Source organism: Bartonella mastomydis, assembly GCF_900185775.1.
Taxonomy (GTDB): domain Bacteria; phylum Pseudomonadota; class Alphaproteobacteria; order Rhizobiales; family Rhizobiaceae; genus Bartonella; species Bartonella elizabethae.
Genome location: NZ_LT883138.1, coordinates 789,673 through 814,017 on the forward strand (window position 1 = coordinate 789,673; position 24,345 = coordinate 814,017).

28 protein-coding genes, 1 tRNA gene and 3 pseudogenes are annotated in these 24,345 nt (G+C 35.9%); 13 read left to right on the forward strand and 19 right to left on the reverse strand.

Annotation, left to right across the window (positions count from 1 at the left end):
* Position 1 precedes the first annotated feature (1 nt).
* The gene (locus FJG96_RS06665; protein ID WP_139413284.1) at positions 2 to 253 is read right to left on the reverse strand and encodes a helix-turn-helix domain-containing protein; all 252 of its coding nucleotides are present in this window, start codon (positions 251 to 253) and stop codon (positions 2 to 4) included.
* Between the two features lie 93 nt (positions 254 to 346).
* On the opposite strand from FJG96_RS06665, the gene FJG96_RS06670 reads away from it, so the two are divergent.
* The 9 genes and pseudogenes from FJG96_RS06670 to FJG96_RS06710 all read left to right on the forward strand — a co-directional run bounded on the left by FJG96_RS06670 (position 347) and on the right by FJG96_RS06710 (position 4,767).
* On the forward strand, positions 347 to 649 hold the full coding sequence (locus FJG96_RS06670) for a helix-turn-helix domain-containing protein (protein ID WP_139413285.1): 303 nt from the start codon (positions 347 to 349) through the stop codon (positions 647 to 649).
* Positions 650 to 855: 206 nt separating this feature from the next.
* Complete coding sequence (locus tag FJG96_RS06675; RefSeq protein WP_139413095.1) at positions 856 to 1,221, forward strand: hypothetical protein; 366 nt, start codon at positions 856 to 858, stop codon at positions 1,219 to 1,221.
* 126 nt (positions 1,222 to 1,347) lie between these two features.
* Positions 1,348 to 1,782, forward strand: coding sequence for an LbetaH domain-containing protein (locus tag FJG96_RS06680; RefSeq protein WP_139413286.1), 435 nt, complete (start codon positions 1,348 to 1,350; stop codon positions 1,780 to 1,782).
* 14 nt (positions 1,783 to 1,796) lie between these two features.
* On the forward strand, positions 1,797 to 2,102 hold the full coding sequence (locus FJG96_RS06685; protein ID WP_139413287.1) for a hypothetical protein: 306 nt from the start codon (positions 1,797 to 1,799) through the stop codon (positions 2,100 to 2,102).
* 2 nt (positions 2,103 to 2,104) lie between these two features.
* A complete protein-coding gene (locus tag FJG96_RS06690) occupies positions 2,105 to 2,560 on the forward strand; it encodes an LbetaH domain-containing protein (RefSeq protein ID WP_139413288.1) in 456 nt (151 codons plus the stop codon).
* 65 nt (positions 2,561 to 2,625) lie between these two features.
* Positions 2,626 to 2,841 (forward strand): annotated as a pseudogene (locus FJG96_RS06695) (lambda exonuclease family protein); the annotation flags it as partial.
* Between the two features lie 69 nt (positions 2,842 to 2,910).
* Positions 2,911 to 3,375 (forward strand): DUF488 domain-containing protein, encoded by a 465-nt coding sequence (locus FJG96_RS06700; RefSeq protein ID WP_139413289.1) that lies wholly within the window; start codon positions 2,911 to 2,913, stop codon positions 3,373 to 3,375.
* Positions 3,376 to 3,504: 129 nt separating this feature from the next.
* Positions 3,505 to 3,723, forward strand: coding sequence for a hypothetical protein (locus FJG96_RS06705; RefSeq protein ID WP_139413290.1), 219 nt, complete (start codon positions 3,505 to 3,507; stop codon positions 3,721 to 3,723).
* A gap of 6 nt (positions 3,724 to 3,729) precedes the next feature.
* Positions 3,730 to 4,767: a tyrosine-type recombinase/integrase gene (locus FJG96_RS06710; RefSeq protein ID WP_139413291.1), complete on the forward strand. Its 1,038-nt coding sequence runs from the start codon at positions 3,730 to 3,732 to the stop codon at positions 4,765 to 4,767.
* Positions 4,768 to 4,958: 191 nt separating this feature from the next.
* Here the strand turns inward: FJG96_RS06710 and FJG96_RS09095 are convergent.
* The 8 genes and pseudogenes from FJG96_RS09095 to folE all read right to left on the reverse strand — a co-directional run.
* Positions 4,959 to 5,145 (reverse strand): annotated as a pseudogene (locus FJG96_RS09095) (helix-turn-helix transcriptional regulator); the annotation flags it as partial.
* 218 nt (positions 5,146 to 5,363) lie between these two features.
* Positions 5,364 to 5,929, reverse strand: a pseudogene (locus FJG96_RS09100) (YqaJ viral recombinase family protein).
* A gap of 1,062 nt (positions 5,930 to 6,991) precedes the next feature.
* On the reverse strand, positions 6,992 to 7,456 hold the full coding sequence (locus tag FJG96_RS06725) for an SMI1/KNR4 family protein (protein WP_139413292.1): 465 nt from the start codon (positions 7,454 to 7,456) through the stop codon (positions 6,992 to 6,994).
* A gap of 208 nt (positions 7,457 to 7,664) precedes the next feature.
* On the reverse strand, positions 7,665 to 8,039 hold the full coding sequence (locus FJG96_RS06730) for an HNH/ENDO VII family nuclease (RefSeq protein WP_139413293.1): 375 nt from the start codon (positions 8,037 to 8,039) through the stop codon (positions 7,665 to 7,667).
* 1,514 nt (positions 8,040 to 9,553) lie between these two features.
* Positions 9,554 to 10,048 (reverse strand): hypothetical protein, encoded by a 495-nt coding sequence (locus FJG96_RS06735; protein WP_139413294.1) that lies wholly within the window; start codon positions 10,046 to 10,048, stop codon positions 9,554 to 9,556.
* Positions 10,049 to 10,182: 134 nt separating this feature from the next.
* Positions 10,183 to 11,370 carry an alpha/beta hydrolase gene (locus tag FJG96_RS06740; protein WP_139413295.1) on the reverse strand — a complete coding sequence of 396 codons (1,188 nt, stop codon included), beginning with the start codon at positions 11,368 to 11,370 and terminating at the stop codon, positions 10,183 to 10,185.
* 202 nt (positions 11,371 to 11,572) lie between these two features.
* Positions 11,573 to 11,657: transfer RNA gene (locus FJG96_RS06745), tRNA-Leu, on the reverse strand.
* A 136-nt stretch (positions 11,658 to 11,793) separates the two neighbouring features.
* The gene (folE, locus tag FJG96_RS06750; RefSeq protein ID WP_139413296.1) at positions 11,794 to 12,417 is read right to left on the reverse strand and encodes a GTP cyclohydrolase I FolE; all 624 of its coding nucleotides are present in this window, start codon (positions 12,415 to 12,417) and stop codon (positions 11,794 to 11,796) included.
* 125 nt (positions 12,418 to 12,542) lie between these two features.
* On the opposite strand from folE, the gene FJG96_RS06755 reads away from it, so the two are divergent.
* From FJG96_RS06755 to thrS, 3 genes are all read left to right on the forward strand, one after another.
* Positions 12,543 to 13,004 (forward strand): iron-sulfur cluster assembly scaffold protein, encoded by a 462-nt coding sequence (locus tag FJG96_RS06755; RefSeq protein ID WP_139413297.1) that lies wholly within the window; start codon positions 12,543 to 12,545, stop codon positions 13,002 to 13,004.
* Positions 12,971 to 13,321: a membrane protein insertion efficiency factor YidD gene (gene yidD / locus FJG96_RS06760; RefSeq protein ID WP_139413298.1), complete on the forward strand. Its 351-nt coding sequence runs from the start codon at positions 12,971 to 12,973 to the stop codon at positions 13,319 to 13,321. Before FJG96_RS06755 ends, yidD begins: the two co-directional genes overlap by 34 nt.
* 112 nt (positions 13,322 to 13,433) lie before the next feature.
* The gene (gene thrS, locus FJG96_RS06765) at positions 13,434 to 15,410 is read left to right on the forward strand and encodes a threonine--tRNA ligase (protein ID WP_139413299.1); all 1,977 of its coding nucleotides are present in this window, start codon (positions 13,434 to 13,436) and stop codon (positions 15,408 to 15,410) included.
* Between the two features lie 1,046 nt (positions 15,411 to 16,456).
* On the opposite strand, the gene FJG96_RS06770 is transcribed toward thrS, so the two are convergent.
* The 5 genes from FJG96_RS06770 to FJG96_RS06790 form a co-directional block, all read right to left on the reverse strand.
* Positions 16,457 to 16,960, reverse strand: a complete 504-nt coding sequence (locus FJG96_RS06770) for a MerR family transcriptional regulator (protein WP_139413300.1) — start codon at positions 16,958 to 16,960, stop codon at positions 16,457 to 16,459.
* A gap of 183 nt (positions 16,961 to 17,143) precedes the next feature.
* A complete protein-coding gene (locus FJG96_RS06775) occupies positions 17,144 to 17,467 on the reverse strand; it encodes an integration host factor subunit alpha (RefSeq protein ID WP_139413301.1) in 324 nt (107 codons plus the stop codon).
* Positions 17,468 to 17,544: 77 nt separating this feature from the next.
* The gene (locus FJG96_RS06780; protein ID WP_139413302.1) at positions 17,545 to 18,519 is read right to left on the reverse strand and encodes a beta-ketoacyl-ACP synthase III; all 975 of its coding nucleotides are present in this window, start codon (positions 18,517 to 18,519) and stop codon (positions 17,545 to 17,547) included.
* Between the two features lie 49 nt (positions 18,520 to 18,568).
* Positions 18,569 to 19,639, reverse strand: coding sequence for a phosphate acyltransferase PlsX (gene plsX / locus FJG96_RS06785; protein ID WP_139413303.1), 1,071 nt, complete (start codon positions 19,637 to 19,639; stop codon positions 18,569 to 18,571).
* Positions 19,640 to 19,795: 156 nt separating this feature from the next.
* Complete coding sequence (locus FJG96_RS06790; protein ID WP_139413304.1) at positions 19,796 to 20,353, reverse strand: YceD family protein; 558 nt, start codon at positions 20,351 to 20,353, stop codon at positions 19,796 to 19,798.
* 222 nt (positions 20,354 to 20,575) lie between these two features.
* On the opposite strand from FJG96_RS06790, the gene FJG96_RS06795 reads away from it, so the two are divergent.
* A complete protein-coding gene (locus FJG96_RS06795) occupies positions 20,576 to 21,055 on the forward strand; it encodes an outer membrane protein assembly factor BamE (RefSeq protein WP_139413633.1) in 480 nt (159 codons plus the stop codon).
* Between the two features lie 77 nt (positions 21,056 to 21,132).
* Here the strand turns inward: FJG96_RS06795 and nusB are convergent, their stop codons facing one another.
* The 5 genes from nusB to nrdR form a co-directional block, all read right to left on the reverse strand.
* Positions 21,133 to 21,603, reverse strand: coding sequence for a transcription antitermination factor NusB (gene nusB, locus FJG96_RS06800; protein ID WP_139413305.1), 471 nt, complete (start codon positions 21,601 to 21,603; stop codon positions 21,133 to 21,135).
* A 2-nt stretch (positions 21,604 to 21,605) separates the two neighbouring features.
* A complete protein-coding gene (locus FJG96_RS06805; RefSeq protein WP_139413306.1) occupies positions 21,606 to 22,061 on the reverse strand; it encodes a 6,7-dimethyl-8-ribityllumazine synthase in 456 nt (151 codons plus the stop codon).
* A gap of 81 nt (positions 22,062 to 22,142) precedes the next feature.
* Complete coding sequence (locus FJG96_RS06810) at positions 22,143 to 22,760, reverse strand: riboflavin synthase (protein WP_139413307.1); 618 nt, start codon at positions 22,758 to 22,760, stop codon at positions 22,143 to 22,145.
* On the reverse strand, positions 22,742 to 23,869 hold the full coding sequence (gene ribD, locus FJG96_RS06815) for a bifunctional diaminohydroxyphosphoribosylaminopyrimidine deaminase/5-amino-6-(5-phosphoribosylamino)uracil reductase RibD (protein WP_139413308.1): 1,128 nt from the start codon (positions 23,867 to 23,869) through the stop codon (positions 22,742 to 22,744). The genes FJG96_RS06810 and ribD overlap by 19 nt, the downstream gene beginning before the upstream one ends.
* Positions 23,862 to 24,344 (reverse strand): transcriptional regulator NrdR, encoded by a 483-nt coding sequence (gene nrdR, locus FJG96_RS06820; RefSeq protein ID WP_139413309.1) that lies wholly within the window; start codon positions 24,342 to 24,344, stop codon positions 23,862 to 23,864. The genes ribD and nrdR overlap by 8 nt, the downstream gene beginning before the upstream one ends.
* Between the last annotated feature and the right edge of the window lies 1 nt (position 24,345).

Below are 24,345 nucleotides of genomic sequence, written 5' to 3' on the forward strand. Positions count from 1 at the left end.
CCTAAGGCTGCAAAGTCTCGCCGGTGTTCTCAACACCGCTGCTTTTAGAAATTGAAGGAAAATTCTCTTGATACCAATCGCTAAGACTTATGTAATTATCGGTAACTTCTGCTATCTTTTGTATTATCTTAGGATGCGGAAATCGCTTCTTATTTACATAGCGTGCTACAGATGCTTGCGTAACACCTACCAAAATCGCAAACTCGGCATAAGTAATATTATTCTTTGATAAATATAGTTTTAGCTTAGACATTCTCTTTTTGTACCATATCGGTATTTTTAACACAAGCAATTTTTACCATATTGGAATTTGAAAGGATATTTTTTTTTAATTAGGATAAGAATCATGAATAATTTGAAATTTTTCAGACAAAAAGTAGGCTTAACTTCAAAAGAATTAGCCGAGCTAGTAGGAACTAGTCAGCCGCAAATTTTTCGTTTAGAAAATGGGCAACGAAAATTAACAAAAGAATGGGCTATACGTTTAGCACCACACTTAAAAATTACCCCTAAACAACTGTTATTTTCGGGAAGCAAGCTTAATAGCTTAGATGAACAAATTGAAGATATGTTAGAGCATCTAAGCTACGATAATAAGGTTAAACTTCTTGATCTCCTTTCTTCATTTTATCAAGATAAAAAAGAATAAACTCTCTTTTTTCATCTTCTGTCAATTTATTCCATAGTTCTAATATTTGCGTATTAATTGACCGTTTTTCATCCATTTTTTCTACTCATAAAAATATAAAATAAAAAAATAACCATTTTGGTATTGACTTTATATTACCATTTTGGTATCAAAATATCCCATATCTTAAAAACCAACCGTTGCCAATAGGCTCTATGGAGGTAGTTGTGAACAAACCAGTGCTTATAAATTCTCATGAAATTTTATTAGTTGTCTGTGAAGATGAAGAGCAAAATCTCGCGAAATATGGACCTTTCTTTGAAGAAAAGGAAATCATCAACTTTATCGACCAAGCCGATAATGCGGTGCAAATCTTCCGTATAGAACCAACAAATAACCGGTGCGAAGATATCTCTGAAGATACCGCTGAATTATACCTTAAAAAGTATGAAGAAGAGCTTTTTGAAGAAGATATCACCCATGATTTTGTTCTACATAGCTCCGCATACGGTTTTTTCTTAGATGATATCAAACGGCGTGAATGTGAAGATAAAAGGTACGGTACTTATGAAGAACAGCACCGTTATCCTTGAGATGTGCTTTAAAAACTATGAAGGGCGTTTCTAAGAGCCCCCCTTTTTCAAAAAAATTACAACACAAACCAATGCCGTTCTTTTCAAGAGCGACAAAGGAATACTCTAACTTAAAGGAAATAAATCATGGAAAAAAAATACGAACTTACTGATGAGAAAATTCAACCTAGCTTTAAGAAACTTCATAGAATTAGAGCATTGAGAGATTTTGGAGATGTTAAAGCTGGTGATATCGGCGGTTTTATAGAAAAAGAAGATAACCTATCCCATGAAGGCAATTGCTGGATTGGTGATAATGCTCGTGTTTATGGTCATGCACAGATTTTTGGTGATGCCTTGGTTTATGAAAATGCATGGGTTTATAGCAATGCCAAAGTTTTTGGCAATGCCAATATTTATGGCAATGCGCGAGTTTTCGGTAAAGCAAATGTTTCCGGTAATACGAAGATTTACGACAAAGCTAGTATTTTGGGGAATGCCGAAGTTTATGGCAACAACTGTATTTATGGTGATGCACAAGTAACTGGAAATACAGAAGAATCCGAAAACGACACTGTTTAAGGTAGGGGGTAATCATGGAAAAGAAGTACGAACTTATTGATGAGACAATCAAAGTTGGTAGAAAAACACTTCACCGAATTAGAGCATTGAGAGACTTTGGAGATGTTAAAAAAGGTGATCTAGGTGGATTTATTGAAAATGAAGACAACCTAAGCCATGAGGGCAATTGTTGGGTAGCGGGTTCGCATAGACCCTTTGACAGTGGATATGTTTTTGGAAATGCTAAGGTTTTTGGTGACGCAAGGATTTTTGGTGACGCCGAAATAACTGGAAATACAAAAATATCCATAATGGACCCTCTTTTAATGGAGGAGGAATAATCATGGAAAAGAAATACGAACTTACTGATGAGATAATCGAGGTTTATGGTCACACTTTACACCGTATACGCGCCTTAAGAGACTTTGGATATGTCAAAAAAGGTGATCTTGGCGGTTTCATAGAAGATGAAGATAATTTAAGCCATGAAAACGATTGTTGGATTTATAATGATGCCAAAGCGTATTGCTGTGCCAAGATTTACGATAGTGCTAAGGTTTATGATAACGCACAAGTTCGTTATTCTGCCGAGGTTTTTGGCAATGCCAAAATTTATAATAACGCCAAAATAGATGGTGGTGATATTTTTGGACACACACAAATTTATGGAGATGTCATTATTTATGCCGATTCAAGAATTTATGGCAATACAAAAATTTATGATAATTCAAAAGCTTGTAAAAAAACTATGACAGCCCAAAACGGCGGTTCTTCAAAAAAGGATATCATTCCTTTCTAGCAAACCAAACAACTTTAACACATGCGTGATTCACGCCACGGGTGAGTTGCACGTAAATGTAAGNCGCACAAATGCAATTCCAAATGGCTTGTACGGGGCGCAAATGGTGTGATTTTATCAGTTATGACCCACGTTTTACGGGCGATTCATCTCTCTTTCGTATGAAAATCAAACGCATCCACCGTGATGAAAAGAAAATTGAAGAGATTAATCAAGCGGTTGAAAGCTTTTTAGCAGAAATAGAACGAGAGATACAAAGAATCTCAACTAAAGCCGCCTGAACTTTTGGGGGGCTTTGTTTTAGGTTCTAGCATATTTTATAGCCCCCCACCCATATAAGGAAATTAAACATGTGTAATACCAAAGATGAGAAGCCTTGTTTTTTTACCATTGGTTATGAAGGAAAATCATTAGACCATTATCTGAATTGTCTTATAGAAAATAATATCAAAGTTTTGTGTGATGTTCGTAAAAATCCAATAAGTAGAAAACATGGTTTTTCAAAAAGACAATTAGATAAAGCTGTAAGCAACATTGGCATTGAATATATACACTTGCCTGAACTTGGAATCGCCTCTGAAAAAAGACGCAATCTGAAAACACGAGAAGATTATGAACATCTTTTTAAAAATTACCAAAATACAACTCTTAGGGATAATCTTCATGCAATAGAAAAATTATACCAGCTTTTTTTAGATAAAAAATATGTTGCAATTACTTGCTTTGAATCTGATGTGTGCATGTGTCATCGGGGAGAAATTACGAAGGCTCTTACACAACTAACAAATTGGAAATATGAAATTAAACACATCTAATAAATAACTTACAACTTTAAAAAATGAAGGTGTTCTATAACACCTCTATCTCCACCCTTTCCTAACAATTTTTAATCAATTCGTGATTCACGACACGAGTGAATTGCATCTTAAATGTAAGGAGAAAAAATGGCGCCTCGTCCTGCTACCATAACACAACCAGCTATTGCGCGCGCTTTAAGAGAAGCAAAAAAACAAGGGTGTGAACTCATAGAAATAAAGCCCACCGGTGAACTGCTTATCTATCTTAAATCCAATATCCCAATACCAAAATCAACAACACACCCAGACAAACTTTTAGATTTGTCAAAGAATGAATATTACGAAGAGAAGCTCTCGAAGATGTAAAATACCATGCCTAAACCACGCCCTCCTCATCTTGTCAAAGAAGTCACACGTCATGGTAGAGTTATATGGTATGTACGCATTGGTCATGGACCACGTCGTAGAGTGCATGGAACCTATGGAACACAAGAATTTGTTGATAACTACAAAAGCGCACTTGCTGAATTACAAGGCATAATCCCTCCAAAACCTAAAACCGGCAAACTAATTGAAGGTTCATTCGCATGGCTGCTTAAACAGTATTTTAACAGCATCAATTGGTGTAGCCTTGCTAAAGCCACGAAAAAACAAAGAGAACTCATTCTTATGAAGGTATGCGATACAATAGGAAACATTCCATACCAAGCAATTGATAAGAAACATATTATAGCCGGTGTGGAACGGCGTAAAGATACACCAGCAACAGCTAGGAATTTTTTGAAAGCCCTTAATGGACTTTTTAATTGGGCGATTGAACAAGGTCTTTTGGAAAGTAATCCAACAGTAGGTGTTAAGAGACCTCCTCTCAAAAACAAAGAAGGCTTTCCTGCTTGGACAGAAGAAGATGTTGAGAAATATTATCAAAAATGGCATCATGGTACCCATGAACGCGTCTGGATTGATATTCTCTTATATACGGGATTACGTCGTGGTGATGCGGTTCGTATTGGCTGGAAAGATGTAAGAGATAATATTATTCATCTCAAAACAGAGAAAAGCAAATTTCAAACAGATGTTTTTCTTCCTATTTTACCAGAACTAGCCAAAACCCTTGAAGCTGGTCCTATTGGTGATGAAACATTCATCTGTAGTAAAATTAATCAAAAGTTCACAAAAGAAAGCTTTGGCAATACATTTCGAGACGCTTGTAATGCGGCTGGAATTAAAAAATCAGCACACGGTTTGAGAAAATTAGCAGCAACACGCGCAGCTAACTCTGGTGCAACTGTCTCACAACTCAAGGCAATTTTTGGCTGGACAGAAGACCAAATGGCATCTCTTTATACCAAGAGCGCAGACCGTAAAAGACTAGCTCTTGAAGCCATAAAAAAGCTCCAAAAAAGTTAGGGATAGAAGCAAAAAAACATAATAGAATCAAGACTCAATTATTCCCTTACTATTACAGTAACATATTGATTTTATTTGTGTTCTGTCTAATCTCTGGGGCACCATTTTATGTTTTTAGCACTTTGAAATATATAGATTTTTTCTTTAAACAATCATTTTAAGACCACCTTCTACGGTTTATACAATTTACCCTAATTTGTTGTTATTTGCTCCGTATTTTTCTTTGGAATAAAGGCTAGAATCTCTTTTCTTCTTCACCTTACGGCTCTCCCTAGTTTATATGGCTCTGGAAATACTCCTTGAAGCCGCCCAATTGCGAGTCTTTATTATGAATACACCAAAGAACTGTGCAGATTCACGGGGTGTTACATATCTATCTGCTTATTAGATTTTTACGAACGACACATAAAGTTTTGATATTATTTCCCATGAGACAATCAAGATAATTCTCGAGGGGTTTTTCTTTATATTCAAAAATAAAAAAGCAAAATTTTTTATCTTTAGCAGGATATATCATAGTATGTCTGATGTTAGATGCGTTTAATTTTCTTATAAGAAAGAGCGCAGGTTCTGGGAGGAGAAAGCACCCCATAACTTCATGTTGTTTTTGTCGAAACCTTCTTCATAGCTTGCTCTATTTCCTCTAAAAAGACTTCAACAACTTGATTAATTTGTTCAATTTGTTTTCCATTACGGTGGATGTTTTTGATTTTTATACATAAATAATACGCTTTTCTCGCAAACACAGATCATAACTGATAAAATTACACCATTTATGCCCTGTACAAGCCATTTGGAATTGCATTTTGCCCGACGCTATATCCAGACTTAATATTGCTATCTATAAAGAAGCGTAGATGGTGTGGGATTAATTTGCGGACATTTGACTCCAACTAAACCGCCTTCACCAACAAATGCATCAAGGGTTGCACTAATTATTTCCATTGTGGGATATTAGATGAAATCGCACTTCTTGACCTCTATATCATAAATGAATGTATACTCTCTCAAGACATTCTCTTCATGTTCAATACTCCATTGCATAGTGGGCGTTATATATATGGGGTCGTTTTTCCTGTTAAACGCTCTGTCATAAGCTTAATTGAGTATATTCCTCATATTTGTAAGCATTCCCTTTTCTGTTTTACTAATTACGTTAAATGCTTGATGCAGTGAATTTGTCTAAACGGTCTTGAAAACATTCTGTATTCTTTGTTCCATCTCACACCGCCGCTTGTTATTTGATTGATATTGGATATGAACATATTCGGTATCTTGTATAAGTGCGTTTATTTGCTCTTATCCATAAAAATGAAAATCTTATCATAAATGCAACCAAAGCCTTACAATTTTAGTGGGAAGAGGTGGATATAGTACCTATTCTTTTAAAACTTTGAGGAAATAATACAACAGGAAGTTGTTAAAAAAGATTTGTCAGTAAGAGTTTTTTTAATACAAGTTCCTTTTATTTAAAATAAAGGAAAATGCAGAAGGTATACATACAAATATATCAATTGTACGAAGACTCTTACGTACAATTGATAATTGTGTATAAGAAAGAAATTTGAAAAGATCTTTTTTTGGGCAACAGCAATCTGTCATGAGCTTAATACTTAGTTGGAACACTGCTCACATTAGATTTTTTTCAAAAATGTGTAATTGCATATGATCCATAAACTATTAATAAAAATCAAAAAGCAGCTGGTAAACAAAACGCTACAGTTAAGAGAGATATAACTATCATTGATATCACATACACGGCATCTAATATTTCTGAACCTGTCATTTCTCTTCCCTCCTATAATAAGTTCTTAATTAATTTATAACATCTAAAATATTTTGATAGTTTTTTAATCTTTCGACTTTTTTATTATATGATTAAATCTTTTGCTAATACGAAGGCATACTAGTTTTCTATTTATCAATGTTAATTTAATTACTGCGGTTTTCTTTATTCCTTCTTTCATAGCGTATTTATCTTTAAAAAAACAGCTTTTGTTATTTTATCTCAGTCAACCGAAGACAGAGTTTTTTTGATACACATAATTTCAGAAATTTTGTTGCTATTTCACATTTTCACAGATTTGGCATTCTTGTTTTTATAAGTTTAGAATTTTTAATAGACTTGGTCTGCATCTCGGTTAAAAGGCTCATTTTTTACACACTATTCAGGAAAGATGGACGGTTTAGCATTATATTTCAAAAGCAAAACCGCTATAAAAGACTATTCTCCCGTATATTCCTTAATTCTTTTGTAGAGGAATTCATAAAAATTACTTGCGTAATACTGGTAATCTTCAGAAGAAAACCTGAGATAGAGTGGGCATTCGCCATCTTGAAATTGAGTATAATCAAAATAAAACATTTCACCAAAATCAGTTGTGCAAACAATAAGCTGATTTGGCTTTATAAATCCATCTCTTCTATCGAGTAAATTTCGGTAAACAATATCACCAGAAGGAATACCCGCACAGTTCTCATAAATACTGAATATTTCTTCACCCCCAATTTCTCCTCCTCCATAATTTTTCAAAAAACTCTTATAGGAGGATGTGAATTGCAGACCAAGAATTTCTTCAGCTTTTTTAATCATCATATCATCAACCGCATTATCCGCAGTACCAAAATTGATAACATGACTATGCACCTCAACGAATTGTGCAACGTCAAATAATGTGAAATTGTCCATAAATTATGCTCCCTAAATTGTAGAAAGTCCTTGCTTATTAATGTTTCTATTAATCAAATACTAATTACTGATATCGAATAGTATTGGATTTAGATTAATAAAATAAAAGAGCTCTAATTTTCACACCTGCAGCATATGATAAAAAACAACAGCTTGATTATCAGCTACAATAGAAAGTTATCTTGATGCCATGCTTTCAATATTGGCATTAATCACTTTTTTCTTCTTGCTTTTTAGAAAGAATTTTTTGAGAAACCCAACAGAACACTTTTCGGATAAAATTTGTATTTGGATGAATATAAGTAACAGAGTTCTTCTCTTGATAGAAGGAGTAAAGAACCTCCACTATAGAGTCATTTTGTTCTTGTGTTACAGGATACAACATTATAGGCCTGCAATCGACGCCAATAGGGGCTCTTCCTGACGCCATTCTCTCAACATTTGTACCATTTACTATTTGTCCTTTTTCTTTCCAAGAAGAAATCGCTTCAGGCTCAAAAAGCTTATCTTCCTGATAAACCTTTTTACCTTTAAATTCAAAAAGCTCAGTCAACTCACGCTTTCTTTTCTTCATCCATTTCATAATCTATAATCCCCTCAGTTCAACCCAAATAATTATGGATTTTTTTAATAGACTTAAGTTTTTTGAAAGAACACCACAACTTTCCACTAAAATATTTTAATTGAGTGTCCCCCTCCCCCTTCTCAATCAAAGTGGTGTTGATTTATTTAGTTTTATCACTTCTTTAGCTAAAGTAAGTGCGCTTTCAAGATAAATCTGTTGGATACTGTTATTAAAATCTAGATAACTCCCCGCTTCAAAGAAGTTATGATAAAATTTTAAGGTTTCAAAATAGCCTAATAAAACTAGTGTAGGAACACGAAATAAAGCATAACTCTACTTATGCAAAATCAATCTTTTTGACTGCTTATTCTGAAACATCATCAAGAACCTATTTAAAGCACTTTTTCCCCACTTCTGATTCAAACATTTCTAAACTATTTGCCTAAAAATTAAGTTCCTAATCGGATAAATATTCAAAATGCGCAAGATCAATCACTTTACAAGCAGCAGTAAAAATAGATACTAATTAAAAAGTAGTTATTACATTGTAAGCAATTTTTGGCAACTTCACTGTTATTCAACCAATTAATAGCGTGCCATATACTCACCCCCAATCAATTTTATTAACCGACCAGCTTAAAAGTGCTGTTATATTCTCCATAGTCAATATTATAATCCGTTTCATCCCGCCTGTCACATCAACAGATACTGTTTTAGGAGTGATAAATATTGTTGGAGAAACAATGAAAAAAATTGAAGCGTTTTGAAAAAAACAGTTCGATAATGCCAAGCGAAAGTAAAAGCATCTTTATTATGTATTCCACGATACCTTCCATAAAACCTAGGCAGTTCTTGTTAAAGCACTCTTTGTAAAATTTAAGCTTTTCAACATCCAAATTAGAATAAGAGAAACAAGATGATGCATTACAAGATCAAGTTCACTGTCTGTGTAAACAAATAAGCATAATCATATGATTTGATTTATATTTTGGCTATGAGTTCACTCAAAAATATCTGAACAAATCTGTTTGCATCCATCCATTTCAGCAAGAGAATCTGTGTAAATCTCTTCTACCGCTTTGAGCGTTATATAGTTGAAATAATCGAGGGAAAATACCACAATGAGCAATGAAGAAAACAAGTATCGAGAGCAAAGATTTGAAGGTAATTATTTGATTTTTTCTTTTGTATCAAAGCGTTAACACCATAATGATGAAACACTATTTACTTATGAAATAAAACAGCGCGATTGCAGTTTCTGTCATGATAAATCGCCTAGCTAATCAATTTTGAATTTTTCAGAAACTGAATTAAGGAGAGCCAAATCTTGTAAACTAACACGTATCTCGTCTGCCTCTCACTCCTTTAAAATCATCAGATATTCTTCTACATCCGATAGTTCATATATTTTTTCTCTTTAGTATAGCACTTGGAATACTCTATGAGCTGATATTGTAAAAACGAAAGAAAGAGAAAAACAACAGCAATTTAAATGCACTGTTTACGATTAAAGGAAAAATGTTTTTTTCACTTTAACATTCTTTTTTAAAAAGATGTGGGCTTTCAACAATAAGCTTTTCTCGCGCTTTTTGTAGTTGTTTAATGACTTCATCAATTTTTGATGGAGAACAAAGAGATTCTTCACTATTCAACAAATGCAGCTTTTCCTTCCCCTCATATAAAGATTGCATTTGAGACTGAAGTATTCTAACTTCTTGAAAGAAAAGACGTCCAGTTTCCTTAAAGCCATTATTAAGTGAAAAAAGTTGGTCGGAAATAGAGAGCAAAATTTGTTTTAAAAAACGCTCATTTTCTTGGCGTTTACGATATTCCAAAATAAGAGCATGGCTTATTTCATCTAATTGTTTTTTTGTAGAATCAATTTGACGCAATAAATTTGGTTTTTCCCCCATATCACCTTTTCTCACCTTCACAAGCATAGCATGAATTTCTAACAACTTAATTGCGGAATGAGATAAATAATCAACAACCGTAGGTGTATTGGCATAGCTTTTCCACGTAATCATCACAAACCCACCTAATAACAGTTTTTTACACCTCATCGCGCTATTTATTTTTATTTTACAAAGCCATTCTAAAGAAAGTGCTAAAAAATATTTCTCCAATACATTATTCGATAGTCTCTGCTCCTCTTTTTTGACTATCGACCTGAAATCCGTGGAGAGAGAAAACGTAAAGGTGTATAAAGGATAAGATGTGTTGTTTTTTCTAACACACTACTACCATCTGCAAGAAGAGCTTGGCTAGGTGACAATTCCGTACCTTGCATAATTGTTGAAGCCAAAGAACCTTCTCGAGAAAGAGCCATTAATGTTGGTGAAGAGGCAAAGACATTGTGTGCTCCCCCATCCACATGAGAGAAATCAAGAACAGCTATTCCATTTTTACGCAACATCTCAATGTCTGAACCATCACCCACACGATGATGTCCCCCCGTAAGACGTCCTGAAACAGCGAGAGCTTTATCTGCTCTAGATACTAAAATTGCTGTTGGCTGTGGAAGTTTTTTTATATCATTAAGTTGGCGCTCAAATACATCAATATCAATATCTGGTGCAGCCATTAATAAACTTGTAATACGACGAATAGGCTTATATTTTCCCTGTAGAGCTAAGGTTCTAAATGCCTCCATTATAACAAAATTGCCCATAGAATGTGCAATAACCGAAATCTGATCAGCATTGGTTTCACTAATAAGTGTCAAGAGCTCTATTAATCCATCACGGGCAAAATTAGCACTGTCACGGTCATAAATGTAAAGAGGAACTGATCCAGCAGAAGGCCAAGAATAATGCACAGCAACAACATTTAAAGAATAATCATGTGTGAACTGCGCCGTACGAAATGTACCATCTGCAAAATTATTATTATATCCATGGATAAAAAGAAAAATCTCTCTTTTTCCTTTTGGCTTTTTTGCTAAAGCAGCATTTAATTGTTGTTTGAACTGTTCCTTATTATCGTATTTTTGCAATGAGACTGCTGCAAAATATTTATCATGCGTAGGTTTATAGGGATTTATTTCAACAACTCCTTTTACATGTTGCTGAGGAATTCCTACATCAACGCGATTATAATGTACTTTATTTGATCGCTCTGAGCCATAAGGTTGAGCGTAATTATTTTGCATCATACGACTTGTTGCAACATACACAGGAACGATGGCTTTTGGAGAAATTGGTTTTCCCTCAACTTCTCTTTCTACTGCAGTCATAGAAGGCGTTGCATGCACCCCATGCCAAAGGACAGCACGCGAATCACTACATGCTGATAATAAAGAAATACAAATAAGAAGCGTTAAATACTTTAGAACCACTCTACTTCTCACTGCAACTTCACCCCATCCGATAAAAAAATATAACATTTCAAATACACAGATAAAGGAATAAAAAATGAAACATTATGAGGAACACGCCCAAAAATAACACACAAAGAAAGATTTTTCTATAATGGGAAAGATTTTTCTATAGTTCGCATAAATCCCCTCTCTCTGCAAAGATTCTTCTCTTTACAGAGAAATTAATTGCCAATGGTGCGGTCGAGAAGACTCGAACTTCCACGGGTTGCCCCACAGCGACCTCAACGCTGCGCGTCTACCAATTCCGCCACGACCGCACGTGGTTAAGCAAAACACTTTGGTTTTCAGCCTTTAACAAATCATAAAGAAAGGTACAAGCCAATTTTCTCTTTCCCATAATTTATTTTATCCAGATGATTTATAACTTAATAAAGATTACTAAAAATATGGGCTTTACGATGATCTTTGAACCATCATCATAAAATGAGCTTGTGCAGCGTGATCTTTTTCATAATAACCATGAAATTTCTTCGTAATTGTTGTAGATCCCTGTTTTTGGATTCCTCTCATAGCCATACACATGTGCTCAGCCTCGATCAATACGGCTACACCACGAGGTTTTAAGTGCATTTCTAAAGCATGAGCCACTTGTGCTGTCATCGCTTCTTGTGTTTGTAAACGACGAGAAAAAATATCTACAATACGCGCAATTTTTGAAAGGCCAACAATTTTTGCATCAGGAAGATAGGCTATGTGCGCTTTTCCAATAATCGGGATCATATGATGTTCACAGTGCGAATAAAAAGGAATATTTTTTACGGTTACCGACTCATTGTATCCTGAAACCTCTTCAAAAACTGTTCCTAAGGTTTCTTCAACTGATTGACGATAACCATTAAAAAGCTCGCGATATGCCTTGGCTATACGTTTTGGAGTCTCTAAAAGCCCTTCTCTCCTTGGATTTTCCCCTACCCATAAGAGTAATGTACGAATCGCTTCTTCCACCTCTTCAAGACTCGGACGCTTTTCTTCAGATAAAAAAGAATCCTCTGCGCCTTCTTTAACAACATTACGCATTCAAAAACTCCAACCTTACTCTATACAAAACATTTGCTATAGACCTATTTCATTTTGTATAATCTCTATATAAGCGAATTAAAAGTTTAAACAATCACGTCTCTCAAAATTTCGGGCAATAGCGCATGAGTGACAATATCTATAGTGATAAAATACTTGAATATGCTGCGCATATAGACAGAATTGGGCGTCTTAATAATCCTGATGCAACATCAAAAAAACAGGCACATCCTTGCGGCTCAATAATCACTGTGGATTTAAAAGTGGAAGATCATATCGTGATAGATTTTGCTCATGAAATACACGCATGTGTATTAGGGCAAGCCTCAGCATCACTTTTAGCATCTCATATCATCGGACAAACAACACAAGATCTTAAAATATTACGTAAAGTTATCTATCAAATGCTAACCCAAGATGGCCCTTCTCCTCAAGCTCCCTTTGAGGATTTTTCTTGCTTACAGCCCCTTAAAAATTATAAAGTACGCCATGCTGCAACACTACTACCCTTTGATGCGACGATAGATTGCATTCAACAAATTGAAGAAAATAAATGCTCAAATCACAGTTTCGACAAAAAAAAGTAACTCGAAATTACACAGGGACTTGGCAAAAAACACCTGGACGATTACTGGGCATTTTCTTAATACGTTTCTATCAAATAACACTTTCGAGTCTTATAGGCAACCAGTGTCGCCATGCCCCAACTTGTTCAGAATATATATATGAAGCAATCGCACGCCATGGGCTTTGGGCTGGTGCATGGATGGGTCTCTTTCGTATCATACGTTGTGGTCCCTTTGGAACAGATGGCTTTGATCCAGTACCTCCTTCACTCGGAAATTCTTGCTGTTTTTATAAACCTTGGCGTTACTGGAAAATTTCTGAAAAACACAACAAATAATCCTTTTCTTTTTTTATATGTATTGATAGAAGAGTTGATCTATAAGCTTTTTACTCAGTTTTCACGAAACCATCCGCAATCGTTGGCGGAATTGGATTAAAAGGGTGTTTTTATGTCTTGCTCTATTTCTCTTTCTTTTCCCGATGGTTCAAAACGTAATTACCCCGCCGAAATGACAGGCTTGGAATTAGCAGAATCCATTTCTAAATCACTCGCAAAAAAAGCCGTCGCTTATAGTCTTGATGGCATCATGCGAGATCTATCAGATCCATTAGCAGAGTCTGGTCAAATAGAGATTATTACCCGAGAAGATGCACAGGCTCTTGAACTCATAAGACATGATTGCGCCCATGTTCTTGCTGAAGCAGTGCAAGAACTTTTTCCTGAAACGCAAGTAACAATAGGTCCTGTGATTGAGAATGGATTCTATTATGATTTTGCACGCCAACAACCTTTCACGTTAGATGATCTCACTGTCATTGAAAAGAAAATGCGTGAAATTATCCAACGCAATAAGCCTTTTAGAAAAGAAATTTGGTCTCGTGAAAAAGCAAAAAGAGTTTTTTCTGAGAAAAAGGAATTTTATAAAGTTGAACTTATTGAGAGCATTCCAGAAAATCAAGATTTAAAAATCTATTATCAAGGGGAATGGTTTGATCTTTGTCGCGGACCGCATATGCAATCTACAGGGCAAATTGGAAATGCTTTCAAATTAATGAAAGTCGCTGGAGCTTACTGGCGTGGCGATGCCAATAATCCAATGCTCACGAGAATTTATGGAACAGCATTTGCAAATGAAAATGACTTAAAAGCCTATCTCCATATGCTAGAAGAAGCTGAAAAACGTGATCATCGCCGCTTGGGACGTGAAATGGACTTATTTCATTTCCAAGAAGAAGGGCCAGGAATGATTTTTTGGCATCAAAAAGGCTGGAAAATGTTCCAAAATTTGATCAATTATATGCGCAGACGCCTTGATGATCATCAATATGCCGAAGTAAATGCACCACAAGTTCTCGATAGATCACTTTGGGAAATATCGGGGCATTGGGGCTGGTATAAGGAAAACATGTTCAAAGCAATTCCAGCCGCAGAAGATTCAGACCATGGGAATGTTTATGCCCTTAAACCAATGAATTGTCCTGGTCATGTGCAAATTTTTAAACATGGTTTAAAATCTTATCGTGATTTGCCTATTAGACTTGCTGAATTTGGTCTTGTTCATCGTTATGAGCCTTCAGGCTCTTTGCATGGTCTTATGCGTGTACGTGGTTTTACACAAGACGATGCACATATTTTTTGTACTGATGAACAATTAGCCGATGAATGTCTCAGTATTAATGATCTTATTTTATCAACTTATGCAGATTTTGGTTTTAAAGAAATTAGTCTTAAGCTTTCAACACGTCCAGAAAAACGAGTTGGATCTGATGCTTTATGGGATCATGCAGAAAATATTATGGAATCTGTCCTTAAAACAATTGAAACAAAATTTGCGGGACAAATCAAAACAAGTATCCTCCCAGGTGAAGGAGCCTTTTATGGTCCAAAATTTGAATATACATTAAAGGATGCTATCGGTCGTGAATGGCAATGTGGAACAACGCAAATAGATTTTAACCTTCCTGAACGTTTTGGTGCATTCTATATTGATAAAGATTCAGAAAAACGCCAGCCTGTTATGATCCATCGCGCCATTTTTGGATCAATGGAGCGTTTTCTTGGTATATTAATCGAAAATTTTGCTGGACATATGCCACTTTGGCTTTCTCCTGAACAAATTGTTGTCGCAACAATTACATCTGAAGCAAATGAATATGCCCAAAAAATAACGGCAAGACTTAAAGCTGCTGGGCTTTCAGCAACGACAGATCTCCGCAATGAAAAAATTAACTATAAAATAAGAGAACATTCTTTACAAAAAATTCCCGTCATTTTGGTCTGTGGCAAACGTGAAGCTGAAACAAACAGCGTCAATATGCGTCGCTTAGGAAGCCCAAATCAAACCCTTTTATCTGTAGAAGATGCAATTAAGCAGCTCTCAAATGAAGCCACGCCTCCAGATTTACAGCGTGTAATAAATGCATAACATCATACAGATGGTAAGACTTAATTTTTCACCGTAAATCGTGAATTTTTGTACAAAATCAAACGATTTGACAGTGTTCTGTTTGTTCAGTTTCATACATGATGACCAATCAGCCGTAAAAATCTCGTGACCACACTTTACGAGGCAAGTTGGTAAAAAATTGAATGTAAAAGCTGTAAGTTATTAAATACAAAAATTATAGATATAAAAAGATAACGTCATGATCATGGATAGATCATTACAATAATTGCATCAATATCAAGAAAAAAACTAAAGATAAGATTATCATAAATACGTAAATTAGTCGAATAATGATGTATTCTCTTCTTAAGATATGATTTCATAAAAAAGACATAATAATTTGATTTATAATGATAATATATCGTCATTTATATTAAAAAATATCTCAAATATCATATTTACACTGCAGCAATCAAAATCATTCGTTTGCACGTTACAAGTGAGAAGGTACGTGTGAATGAAAAATTTAGAAAAGACTAAAAATGCTTAAACCGTTTCAAGTATCCAAGAGCTTATTGCAATATTGGGTGCTGATAAAATGTGTGTTCCTCCTTCACAAACATAAAAATAGTTGAATTTGGCATTATAGTATTTATTCATGGGAGGCTGTCGCGAAATGGGCTTGAGAATCTTAAGAAATGATCTCTTTTAACAAGGACGTAAATGACAACCCAATAGCATTCTACAAAAACTTCCCGCAATCTACACTGATAAGATATCGCTTTAATTTCCCTTAAGAGTTATAAAGCTAAATCAAAGGAGAATGATAAAATTCGCTGTTCATTCTTTCCTCTCTTCACATTTGAGCAAATTAAAAACTCTTCCTAAAAAAATAGTAAACTATGCACACGGGTATATGAGTTGCTCGTTAACATAGTAAATCTCGAGCTACATTTATAAAGCGTCTAAATATCTACACACAATACCTTGCGACGCTAAACGCCTAGATATTGATTTATAAAAAACCTTTAAAACACGTGTTTTTCTAAAAAAGAAGCACAATATAAAGATAAAAAACATTATTGTTATCGTGCTCTATCAAGAACACGCTTACATTCAATAAGTTCAAACAGGATTTCTTGCAACAATGCTTTATCGGTTTTATCCTTGTAAAGGTTCACAGAACCAACAGAGGTTTCTCCCTCATTTCTCATAAAACTCAAAAGCCCAAAAGAAGACTTCTTAGGTTTATTGCTCATATTTTCAAAAGTTTGTCCTGTGTGTTTTTTCTCTATGACAACATTCATAGCATCAAGATCGCCATTACCAAATGCAGTCACAAAAGCAACACCATTTTCTTTCAAAAGGCGCTGCACACCTTTTATCGTATAACCCTGATCGTACAATAACTGCTTAATACCATTGAGCAAATCAACATCGACTGGACGATAGTAACGCCTTCCTCCCCCACGTTTCATTGGTTTAATCTGCCTAAAACGTGTTTCCCAGAATCTTAAGACATGCTGCGGAAGCTCCAATAATTCGGCTACTTCGCTAATTGTGCGAAAAGCATCAGAGCTTTTATCCATTTTGCAACACCTTATCTAAAACACGACAAATGGTTTGATAATGATTCATTACGTTTCAATTTCTCAACAAGATTAGTCAAAAATAGGACCTTAACGACTTACTAAACAGCTTTTTTTAAAAAAAGCATAGGTCTTTATTTTATACATTTCTTAACAAATACCAAACATTATTACAGCGTTTATTTATGAGATATCATTTTTCTGTCTAGCACGATGCGAATCTAAAATTCTCTGTTTAAGGATATTTGCAGCTTTAAACGTCACAACACGTCGCGGCGGAATAGGTGCTTCAACACCTGTTTTGGGATTGCGTCCAACACGTTCATTCTTACTGCGAACCTGAAAAGTTGCAAAAGAAGATAATTTAACCGCTTCACCTCTTACAAGTGAGTTGCAAATCTCATCCAAAACCAATTCGACCAAAGCTGCTGATTCAGTATGTGACAAGCCCACTTTTTTACAAACTACGCTCGCTAAATCTGCACGCGTTACTGTCTTACTTGTCATTATAACCACCTATTAAAATATTAAAAATTACAAAATGACTTATACGTTTTATTCAAATATGGTCAAGTAACCATCATTTACCAACGAATAAGAATTGCTCCCCATGTAAATCCACCTCCCATGGCTTCTAACATGATAAGATCTCCTTTTTTTATTCTTCCATCGCAAAGAGCTGTTGTTAAAGCCAATGGAACTGATGCTGCAGACGTGTTACCATGTTGATTAATGGTAATCACAACTTTATCTGGTGAAATTTTCAGCTTTTTAGCAGATGCTTCAATAATGCGCTTATTAGCCTGATGAGGGACAAACCAATCGAGTTGTGAAGAATCCATACCTGCAGCTGCAAAACAATCATCAACCACATCCGTTATCATACCAACAGCATATTTAAAAACTTCTCGTCCTTCCATACGCAAATAACCTGTCGTTTGTGTTGTTGAAGGTCCACCATCAACATACAATTTATCGATATAAGCACCATCAGAACGCAATTTTGCAGACAATATACCACGCTCAAAAGCACCTTGCCCTTCAACTTCTTGCGCTTCCAAAACAGCAGCCCCCGCACCATCACCAAACAAAACACATGTTGTACGATCTTCCCAATCTAAAATTCGAGAAAATGTATCAGACCCAATCACTAAAATTCTTTTAGCGGCTCCACAGCGTAAATAAGAATCTCCTGTTGTTAAAGCAAAAATAAAACCAGAGCAAACAGCTTGAATATCAAAAGCAAATCCATGGCTCATTCCCAAAGCATACTGAATTTCAACAGCAGAAGCAGGAAACGTACGATTTGGCGTTGAGGTTGCTAAAATAATACAATCAATATCCTTTATTGTAAGACCAGCATTTATAAGAGCTGCTTGCGCAGCTTCAACGCCTAAGGAAACCGTTGTTTCATTTTCATTGGCAATATAACGTTGATGTATTCCTGTACGTTGAACAATCCATGAATCTGACGTTTCAACAAACTTTGCAATCTCATCATTTGATAAACTTTTTTTCGGCAAAGCACTTCCTACACCACGTATAATTGATCGAATCATTCAGCTCTCACCTTTTCTTCAAACTTTTTATTTCCATTATAAGAGCTCATCATAAGGATTCTCCACTCATCACCACTTCATCTTCCTGATCAAAAAGTGTATCTTTATTCTCATGAAACCGCCGTAAATCAGCCGTTATTTTTTGTAAAAGTCCATTATTGACCATTTCATAACCAACACGAATAGCAGAAGCAAAGCCATTAGCATTAGCGCTTCCATGACTTTTTATGACCACACCATTCAAACCTAAAAGAACGCCTCCATTCACCCTATCGGGATCCATTTTATTTTTCAGTGTACGAAAAGCCCCCCGCGATAAAAAATAACCAAGAGATGTTAAAAAAGAACTGCGCAAGGCAGAATTTAAAATTTCTGCTATCTGTCGCGCGGTTCCTTCTGCAGTTTTTAAAGCAATATTACCAGAAAAACCTTCTGTTACAACAACATCGACTGTCCCTTTTCCAATATCATTGCCCTCAACAAATCCTTTATATTCCAATCCTTCTAATTGCACTTCACGCAATATCATGCCTGCTTTTTTTATTTCATAAAGTCCTTTAACCTCTTCCACCCCCACATTTAAAAGTCCAACACTTGGTTTTTCAATATGATATAAAGCGCGAAACATCCCTGCTCCCATAACCGCCAAATCAACCAATTGACGAGCGGATGCACCAATCGTTGCTCCAATATCTAAAACGATACTCTCCCTGCGAAGGGTTGGCCAGATACCTGCAATACCAGGACGTTCAGCCTCTGCCAACATTTTTAAACAAAAATAAGACATGGCCATAAGCGCCCCCGTATTACCAGCAGAAACGCAAGCATCAGCTTCACCATTTTTTACCGCTTCAATGGCATACCACATTGATGATTTACCACGTCCATTGCGAAGGGCTTGGCTTGGTTTTTCATCCATGCGTGTATAGCTTTCTGTAGGATAAAAGTGCGATACAGAATCCAAACGGGGATATTTTTTTAAAACCGGCCGAACGACCTCCTCTATCCCATAAAACAGAAAATAAACATCTGATAAATATTTTTGGACAATTGCTGCTCCTGCAATAGCTGCTTCTGGACCGTAATCACCACCCATGACATCCACAGAAATTCTAATCACGCTTTCATATCCCACATCTTTTCATTTACATTTTTAAATGCATATTATGATTTTGGGTGACTAAACACTCATAAAACATACCTTGCGAAAACAGTTCCGCAGAAAATACCGTTTTTATCATAGCATACAATAGATAATTTTTTTATGTTTTTACAATCACTTCCAACTTTTCAAAACAGAAAATGGCGAAAACTTTTGCTCTGCTTCTTCTAAATTTTTAACCACATGCATTTTTATCCCCTCTTTACGTGGATAATGATTAATAGACAACTCAAAAAACTCTTCCATGATTGCACCAATATCAATTCGATCATTATAAAATACTTCCGGTGTATCAAGCCCTTCCACATCTAAAAACAATTCTCGTGTATCTTCAGATATTTTGGGCTTCGTTAAATTTGAATCTTCGGGAACAAAAACAACCTCAATATTTTCACGAAGAACATTTTCTAATGGTTCTAATGTAACAACACATAACTGTATTATATGCGCTTTCAACAAACCTTTTATACGCACACCGCGTTTTTTCCACGGAAGAATATGGAATTTTCCCTCACAAGATTTTACCTCAACTAAATCATGGTTTTGAGCTAAATGTGTACATTCTTTTTTGTTTGCACAAAGATGAACTCTTATCCCTTTAGCAGGAAGAGAACGGACGGATATTGGATAGGCCAAAGCAAATGCCATCTGAGAAATATTTTGAACATTCATTGACAACTCCCAAACATGAAAATCTATAAAGCACAGTACTTTTATTTAGCTCAAGTATATTTCATTCATTTTTTTCTTTTCTAAAGAAATTCTATATGGCATAATTCGTCTTATAACAGGGAAACTCAATGTAAGCTACGGTAGATTAAACTAAAATTAGAAAAAACTTGAGGTTGCCTTCTTGTCGCGCATCTCAGTATAAAGGAGATATCATTGTTTCAAATGCCTCACATAATAGCCTTAATCAAACGCAAATTATTGGTTGGTTTATCAATAGCAAGCATCGTAACACTTGCGGGTTGTAGTCTTCTTGATTCTTCAGGATCAAGCCAAATTTATAGAGAGGGTTATATTCTTGATAAAAATGCTCTGAGTTCTATTTCTATTGGCTCAAGTCAGGAGCAAGTTCTTTTAACTTTAGGAACCCCTTCATTAAAAACAAAATATGATAATGAGGTCTTTTATTACATCTCACAAACACGCTATCGTGGGATGCAATTTATGAAAACAAAGATTATTGATCGCAAAGTTTTAGCTATTTATTTCAATGGAAACAATCAGGTTACAAAAGTTGCTAACTATGGTCTACAAGACGGTCAAGTATTTGATTTCATTACGCAAACAACACCAACATTAACAAAAGAACATCCCTTCTTAATTCAAATTATAAAAGGCCCTGCAAATCTACCAGCTCCTAACTAAAGTATATTGTCTACTTACCTTTTCAATTTTATTAGGTCTGATATTATCAGGCCTAATAAAGAAAGAAGTCTTAACTCTTAAAGACGGACTTTTTTTGCCATACTGTCGAGAACTGCATTAACAAGTTTTGGCTCATCACCTTCAAAAAATGCTTTGGCTATATCAACATATTCATTCATGACAACCGCAATAGGAACATCTTTACGGTTGATGAGCTCCCATAAAGCTGCTCGTAAAATTGCTCGCAATATAGAATCAAGACGCGAAAGAGACCATTCTGCAGAAAGCTGTTGATGAAGCAGAGGATCAAGCTGCTTTTGGTCTTTTACAACACCCGTTATAATCGCCAAAAACCACTGAAAATCAGCTTCAAGATACTGGTCTCCATCAATATCTTTTCCCAAACGATAAGCCTCATACTCCGCGGCCGTTTCCATCACTCCCGAACCCACAATATCCATTTGATAGAGAGCCTGAACCGCAGCCAGTCTTGCTGCTCCACGTTTATTGGCTGAACGCGGAAAATGTCTGCTTTTTATATCAGCCATATTTAACGATTATCTCCAAATCTCTTTTTTAGAGCGATCATACATAAAGCAGCTTCAGCTGCAAAACCACCTTTATTTTTGCTATCTTGTTTTGCGCGTACCCATGCTTGCTCTTTATTTTCAACAGTTAAAATACCATTTCCAATAGCTAAATGCTTATGAACGGTTAAATCCATCAAGGCCCGACAAGAATCGTTGGCAACAATTTCAAAGTGATATGTCTCCCCCCGAATAACACAACCCAGTGCAACATAACCATCATAAGATATTTTATTTTGTTCAGCAAAAGCTATTGCAGCTGGTATTTCTAAGGCTCCTGGAACTGTTATAATATCATAACGTGCTTCAGCTTTTTGCAAAGCACTCACAGCACCTTTTAAAAGCGCATCAGAAATCTCTTCATAAAAACGTGCTTCAACAATCAATACGTGAGGCTTTTTACGTATCTCTTTCATCATAATGAAATTCCATAAAAAACGAATCAAAAAAATCAAAAATATAGAGCATAAAATTCTAAAAACGATCAATAGAATTGTAGCTTATTCATCGTCTCTTTTAAAAGCAAAAAGCTTAGCAGCATAACGAGCAAGTTGGTCAATTTCCAAATTGACCCGATCTCCAATTTCAGCTTCTCCCCATGTTGTCACTTCAAGTGTATGGCGAATAATAAGGACATCAAAAATACAATCCTCAACACCATTAACAGTCAAAGATGTCCCATTAAGTGCAAGTGATCCCTTAGGTACAATGAAAGGCATAAATTGTCTTGAAACTTTTAAATAAAAACGAATTGCATCTCCTTCATTTTTTTGTTCAATGATTTCAGCTAAACCATCAATATGACCAGAAACCAAATGCCCTCCCATCTCATCACCCAATCGAAGCGAACGCTCTAAATTAACAAAAGTTCCTTTTTTCCATTGGGCAAGATTTGTTAAACGTAATGTTTCTTCCCACGCCTCAACAACAAACCAATTGGAATGTCCTTGTTTAAAACCTCGTTCCACAACTGTCAGACAAATTCCTGAACACGCAATTGAGGCACCAATTTCTAAGCTTTCTATAGCATAGCGTGTAGAAATCTTTACACGCATCCCCTGCTTTAAAGATTGAACTTCTTCAACACAACCGATATCGGTTATAATTCCTGTGAACATAATGTCTTACGTCTCCATTTATAAAAACGGTCATTTCCAAACATTTTTGTCTCAACCTCATGAAATTGCGAGAGATAATTTTCAAAATGAGGGGCTCTAATCCCTTTTTCTCCTAAAACAACGGGACTATAAAAACATATCAAATGATCAACACAACCAGCATTCAAAAACTTTTCTCCTGTCTTTACGCCCCCTTCCAGTAAAACACTATTAATCCCCTGTTTATAAAGCATCTGTAAAAGAACAAAAGGTTCTACAAAACCATTATTCATCTCTACGGAATAAACAGACACACCATAGTGCTCCAATGCATTTTTTTTGCTTTTTTTTGAAAGATCCCCATTACAAATAACCCACGTAGGAGTTTTTATGGCTGTTTGGACAACTTTTGCATCAAGGGGGATAGATAAATCTGCATCCAAAATAATACGAATTGGCGAGCGCATTTCCATTCCTGGCAAGCGGCAATTAAGTTGTGGATCATCGGCTAATATAGTCCCAATACCAACGAGAATAGCGTTATTTTGAGCCCGTAGAATATGCGTATAGGTATGGGAAAGCGTTCCACTAATTTTTATTCCCCTCTCCTCTCTTTTTCCCACGCTATTATCGGCAGAAATTGCCATTTTAAAAGTGACAGCACAACGTTGCAACTTTCTTATACACCAATGCGTCCATAAAGCTTCAAAAGCCTCTTCAGCTAAAATACCCTCAACGACTTCAACACCCGCCGCACGCAAAAGAGCAAGACCACGACCATCCACACGCTTGTCACAATCGGTCAGAGCAACAACAACGCGGGAAATACCCGAATCAATAAGTGCATTAACACACGGAGAAGTTTTTCCATAATGTGCGCAAGGTTCTAAAGTAACATAAGCAGTTGCTCCCTGAGCCAAAGAGCCAGCCATGCGTAGAGCTTGCACTTCCGCATGAGGCCTCCCATGAAGAGCTGTTACACCATAGCCCACAATAAATGGCCCCGTACCGCCATCATTTTGCACAATTAGCGTACCCACGGAAGGATTCTCACCTGTAAGTCCCACATGACGCTCTGCTAAACGGATAGCGACAGCCATAAACCGTTCATCTTGCACTTTTTTATTCATCAAAACGAGATTCTGTATCCGCTACAGCCTTTGACAACTCATCGATAATATCGTGAAAATCGCTTGCATTACGAAAATCTCGATATACAGAAGCAAAACGAATATAAGCAATATCATCAATTCTTTTTAACGCTTCCATTACAAGATGCCCAATTTTTTCTGAAGCAACCTCTGGTTCCCCCGAACTCTCAAGCTGGCGTACAATGCCAGAGATTGCTCGTTCAATACGATCAGGATCAATATTGCGCTTTCGTACAGCCACATCAACTGATCGCATTAATTTATCACGATCAAATGGCTCACATCGTCCACTTTTTTTAGTAACCAAAAGCTCACGCAATTGAACACGTTCAAAAGTTGTAAAACGACCACCGCAAACGGGACACACACGGCGGCGGCGAATCACCGCCCCCTCTTCTGCTGGACGTGAGTCTTTTACTTGTGTATCCTCATATTGACAGTAAGGACAGCGCATT

Coding starts and splice junctions, on each gene's coding strand:
- FJG96_RS06775 (WP_139413301.1), bottom strand. CDS start 17,467: ATGACAAGTAAGACAGTAACGCGTGCAGATTTAGCGAGCGTAGTTTGT.
- FJG96_RS06700 (WP_139413289.1), top strand. CDS start 2,911: ATGTGTAATACCAAAGATGAGAAGCCTTGTTTTTTTACCATTGGTTAT.
- nusB (WP_139413305.1), bottom strand. CDS start 21,603: ATGGCTGATATAAAAAGCAGACATTTTCCGCGTTCAGCCAATAAACGT.
- nrdR (WP_139413309.1), bottom strand. CDS start 24,344: ATGCGCTGTCCTTACTGTCAATATGAGGATACACAAGTAAAAGACTCA.
- FJG96_RS06755 (WP_139413297.1), top strand. CDS start 12,543: ATGAGTGACAATATCTATAGTGATAAAATACTTGAATATGCTGCGCAT.
- yidD (WP_139413298.1), top strand. CDS start 12,971: ATGCTCAAATCACAGTTTCGACAAAAAAAAGTAACTCGAAATTACACA.
- FJG96_RS06790 (WP_139413304.1), bottom strand. CDS start 20,353: ATGAATGTTCAAAATATTTCTCAGATGGCATTTGCTTTGGCCTATCCA.
- FJG96_RS06735 (WP_139413294.1), bottom strand. CDS start 10,048: ATGATTACGTGGAAAAGCTATGCCAATACACCTACGGTTGTTGATTAT.
- FJG96_RS06685 (WP_139413287.1), top strand. CDS start 1,797: ATGGAAAAGAAGTACGAACTTATTGATGAGACAATCAAAGTTGGTAGA.
- folE (WP_139413296.1), bottom strand. CDS start 12,417: ATGCGTAATGTTGTTAAAGAAGGCGCAGAGGATTCTTTTTTATCTGAA.
- FJG96_RS06810 (WP_139413307.1), bottom strand. CDS start 22,760: ATGTTCACAGGAATTATAACCGATATCGGTTGTGTTGAAGAAGTTCAA.
- FJG96_RS06690 (WP_139413288.1), top strand. CDS start 2,105: ATGGAAAAGAAATACGAACTTACTGATGAGATAATCGAGGTTTATGGT.
- FJG96_RS06710 (WP_139413291.1), top strand. CDS start 3,730: ATGCCTAAACCACGCCCTCCTCATCTTGTCAAAGAAGTCACACGTCAT.
- FJG96_RS06805 (WP_139413306.1), bottom strand. CDS start 22,061: ATGATGAAAGAGATACGTAAAAAGCCTCACGTATTGATTGTTGAAGCA.
- FJG96_RS06665 (WP_139413284.1), bottom strand. CDS start 253: ATGTCTAAGCTAAAACTATATTTATCAAAGAATAATATTACTTATGCC.
- thrS (WP_139413299.1), top strand. CDS start 13,434: ATGTCTTGCTCTATTTCTCTTTCTTTTCCCGATGGTTCAAAACGTAAT.
- FJG96_RS06730 (WP_139413293.1), bottom strand. CDS start 8,039: ATGAAATGGATGAAGAAAAGAAAGCGTGAGTTGACTGAGCTTTTTGAA.
- FJG96_RS06795 (WP_139413633.1), top strand. CDS start 20,576: ATGCCTCACATAATAGCCTTAATCAAACGCAAATTATTGGTTGGTTTA.
- ribD (WP_139413308.1), bottom strand. CDS start 23,869: ATGAATAAAAAAGTGCAAGATGAACGGTTTATGGCTGTCGCTATCCGT.
- FJG96_RS06780 (WP_139413302.1), bottom strand. CDS start 18,519: ATGATTCGATCAATTATACGTGGTGTAGGAAGTGCTTTGCCGAAAAAA.
- FJG96_RS06705 (WP_139413290.1), top strand. CDS start 3,505: ATGGCGCCTCGTCCTGCTACCATAACACAACCAGCTATTGCGCGCGCT.
- FJG96_RS06670 (WP_139413285.1), top strand. CDS start 347: ATGAATAATTTGAAATTTTTCAGACAAAAAGTAGGCTTAACTTCAAAA.
- FJG96_RS06770 (WP_139413300.1), bottom strand. CDS start 16,960: ATGGATAAAAGCTCTGATGCTTTTCGCACAATTAGCGAAGTAGCCGAA.
- FJG96_RS06680 (WP_139413286.1), top strand. CDS start 1,348: ATGGAAAAAAAATACGAACTTACTGATGAGAAAATTCAACCTAGCTTT.
- FJG96_RS06725 (WP_139413292.1), bottom strand. CDS start 7,456: ATGGACAATTTCACATTATTTGACGTTGCACAATTCGTTGAGGTGCAT.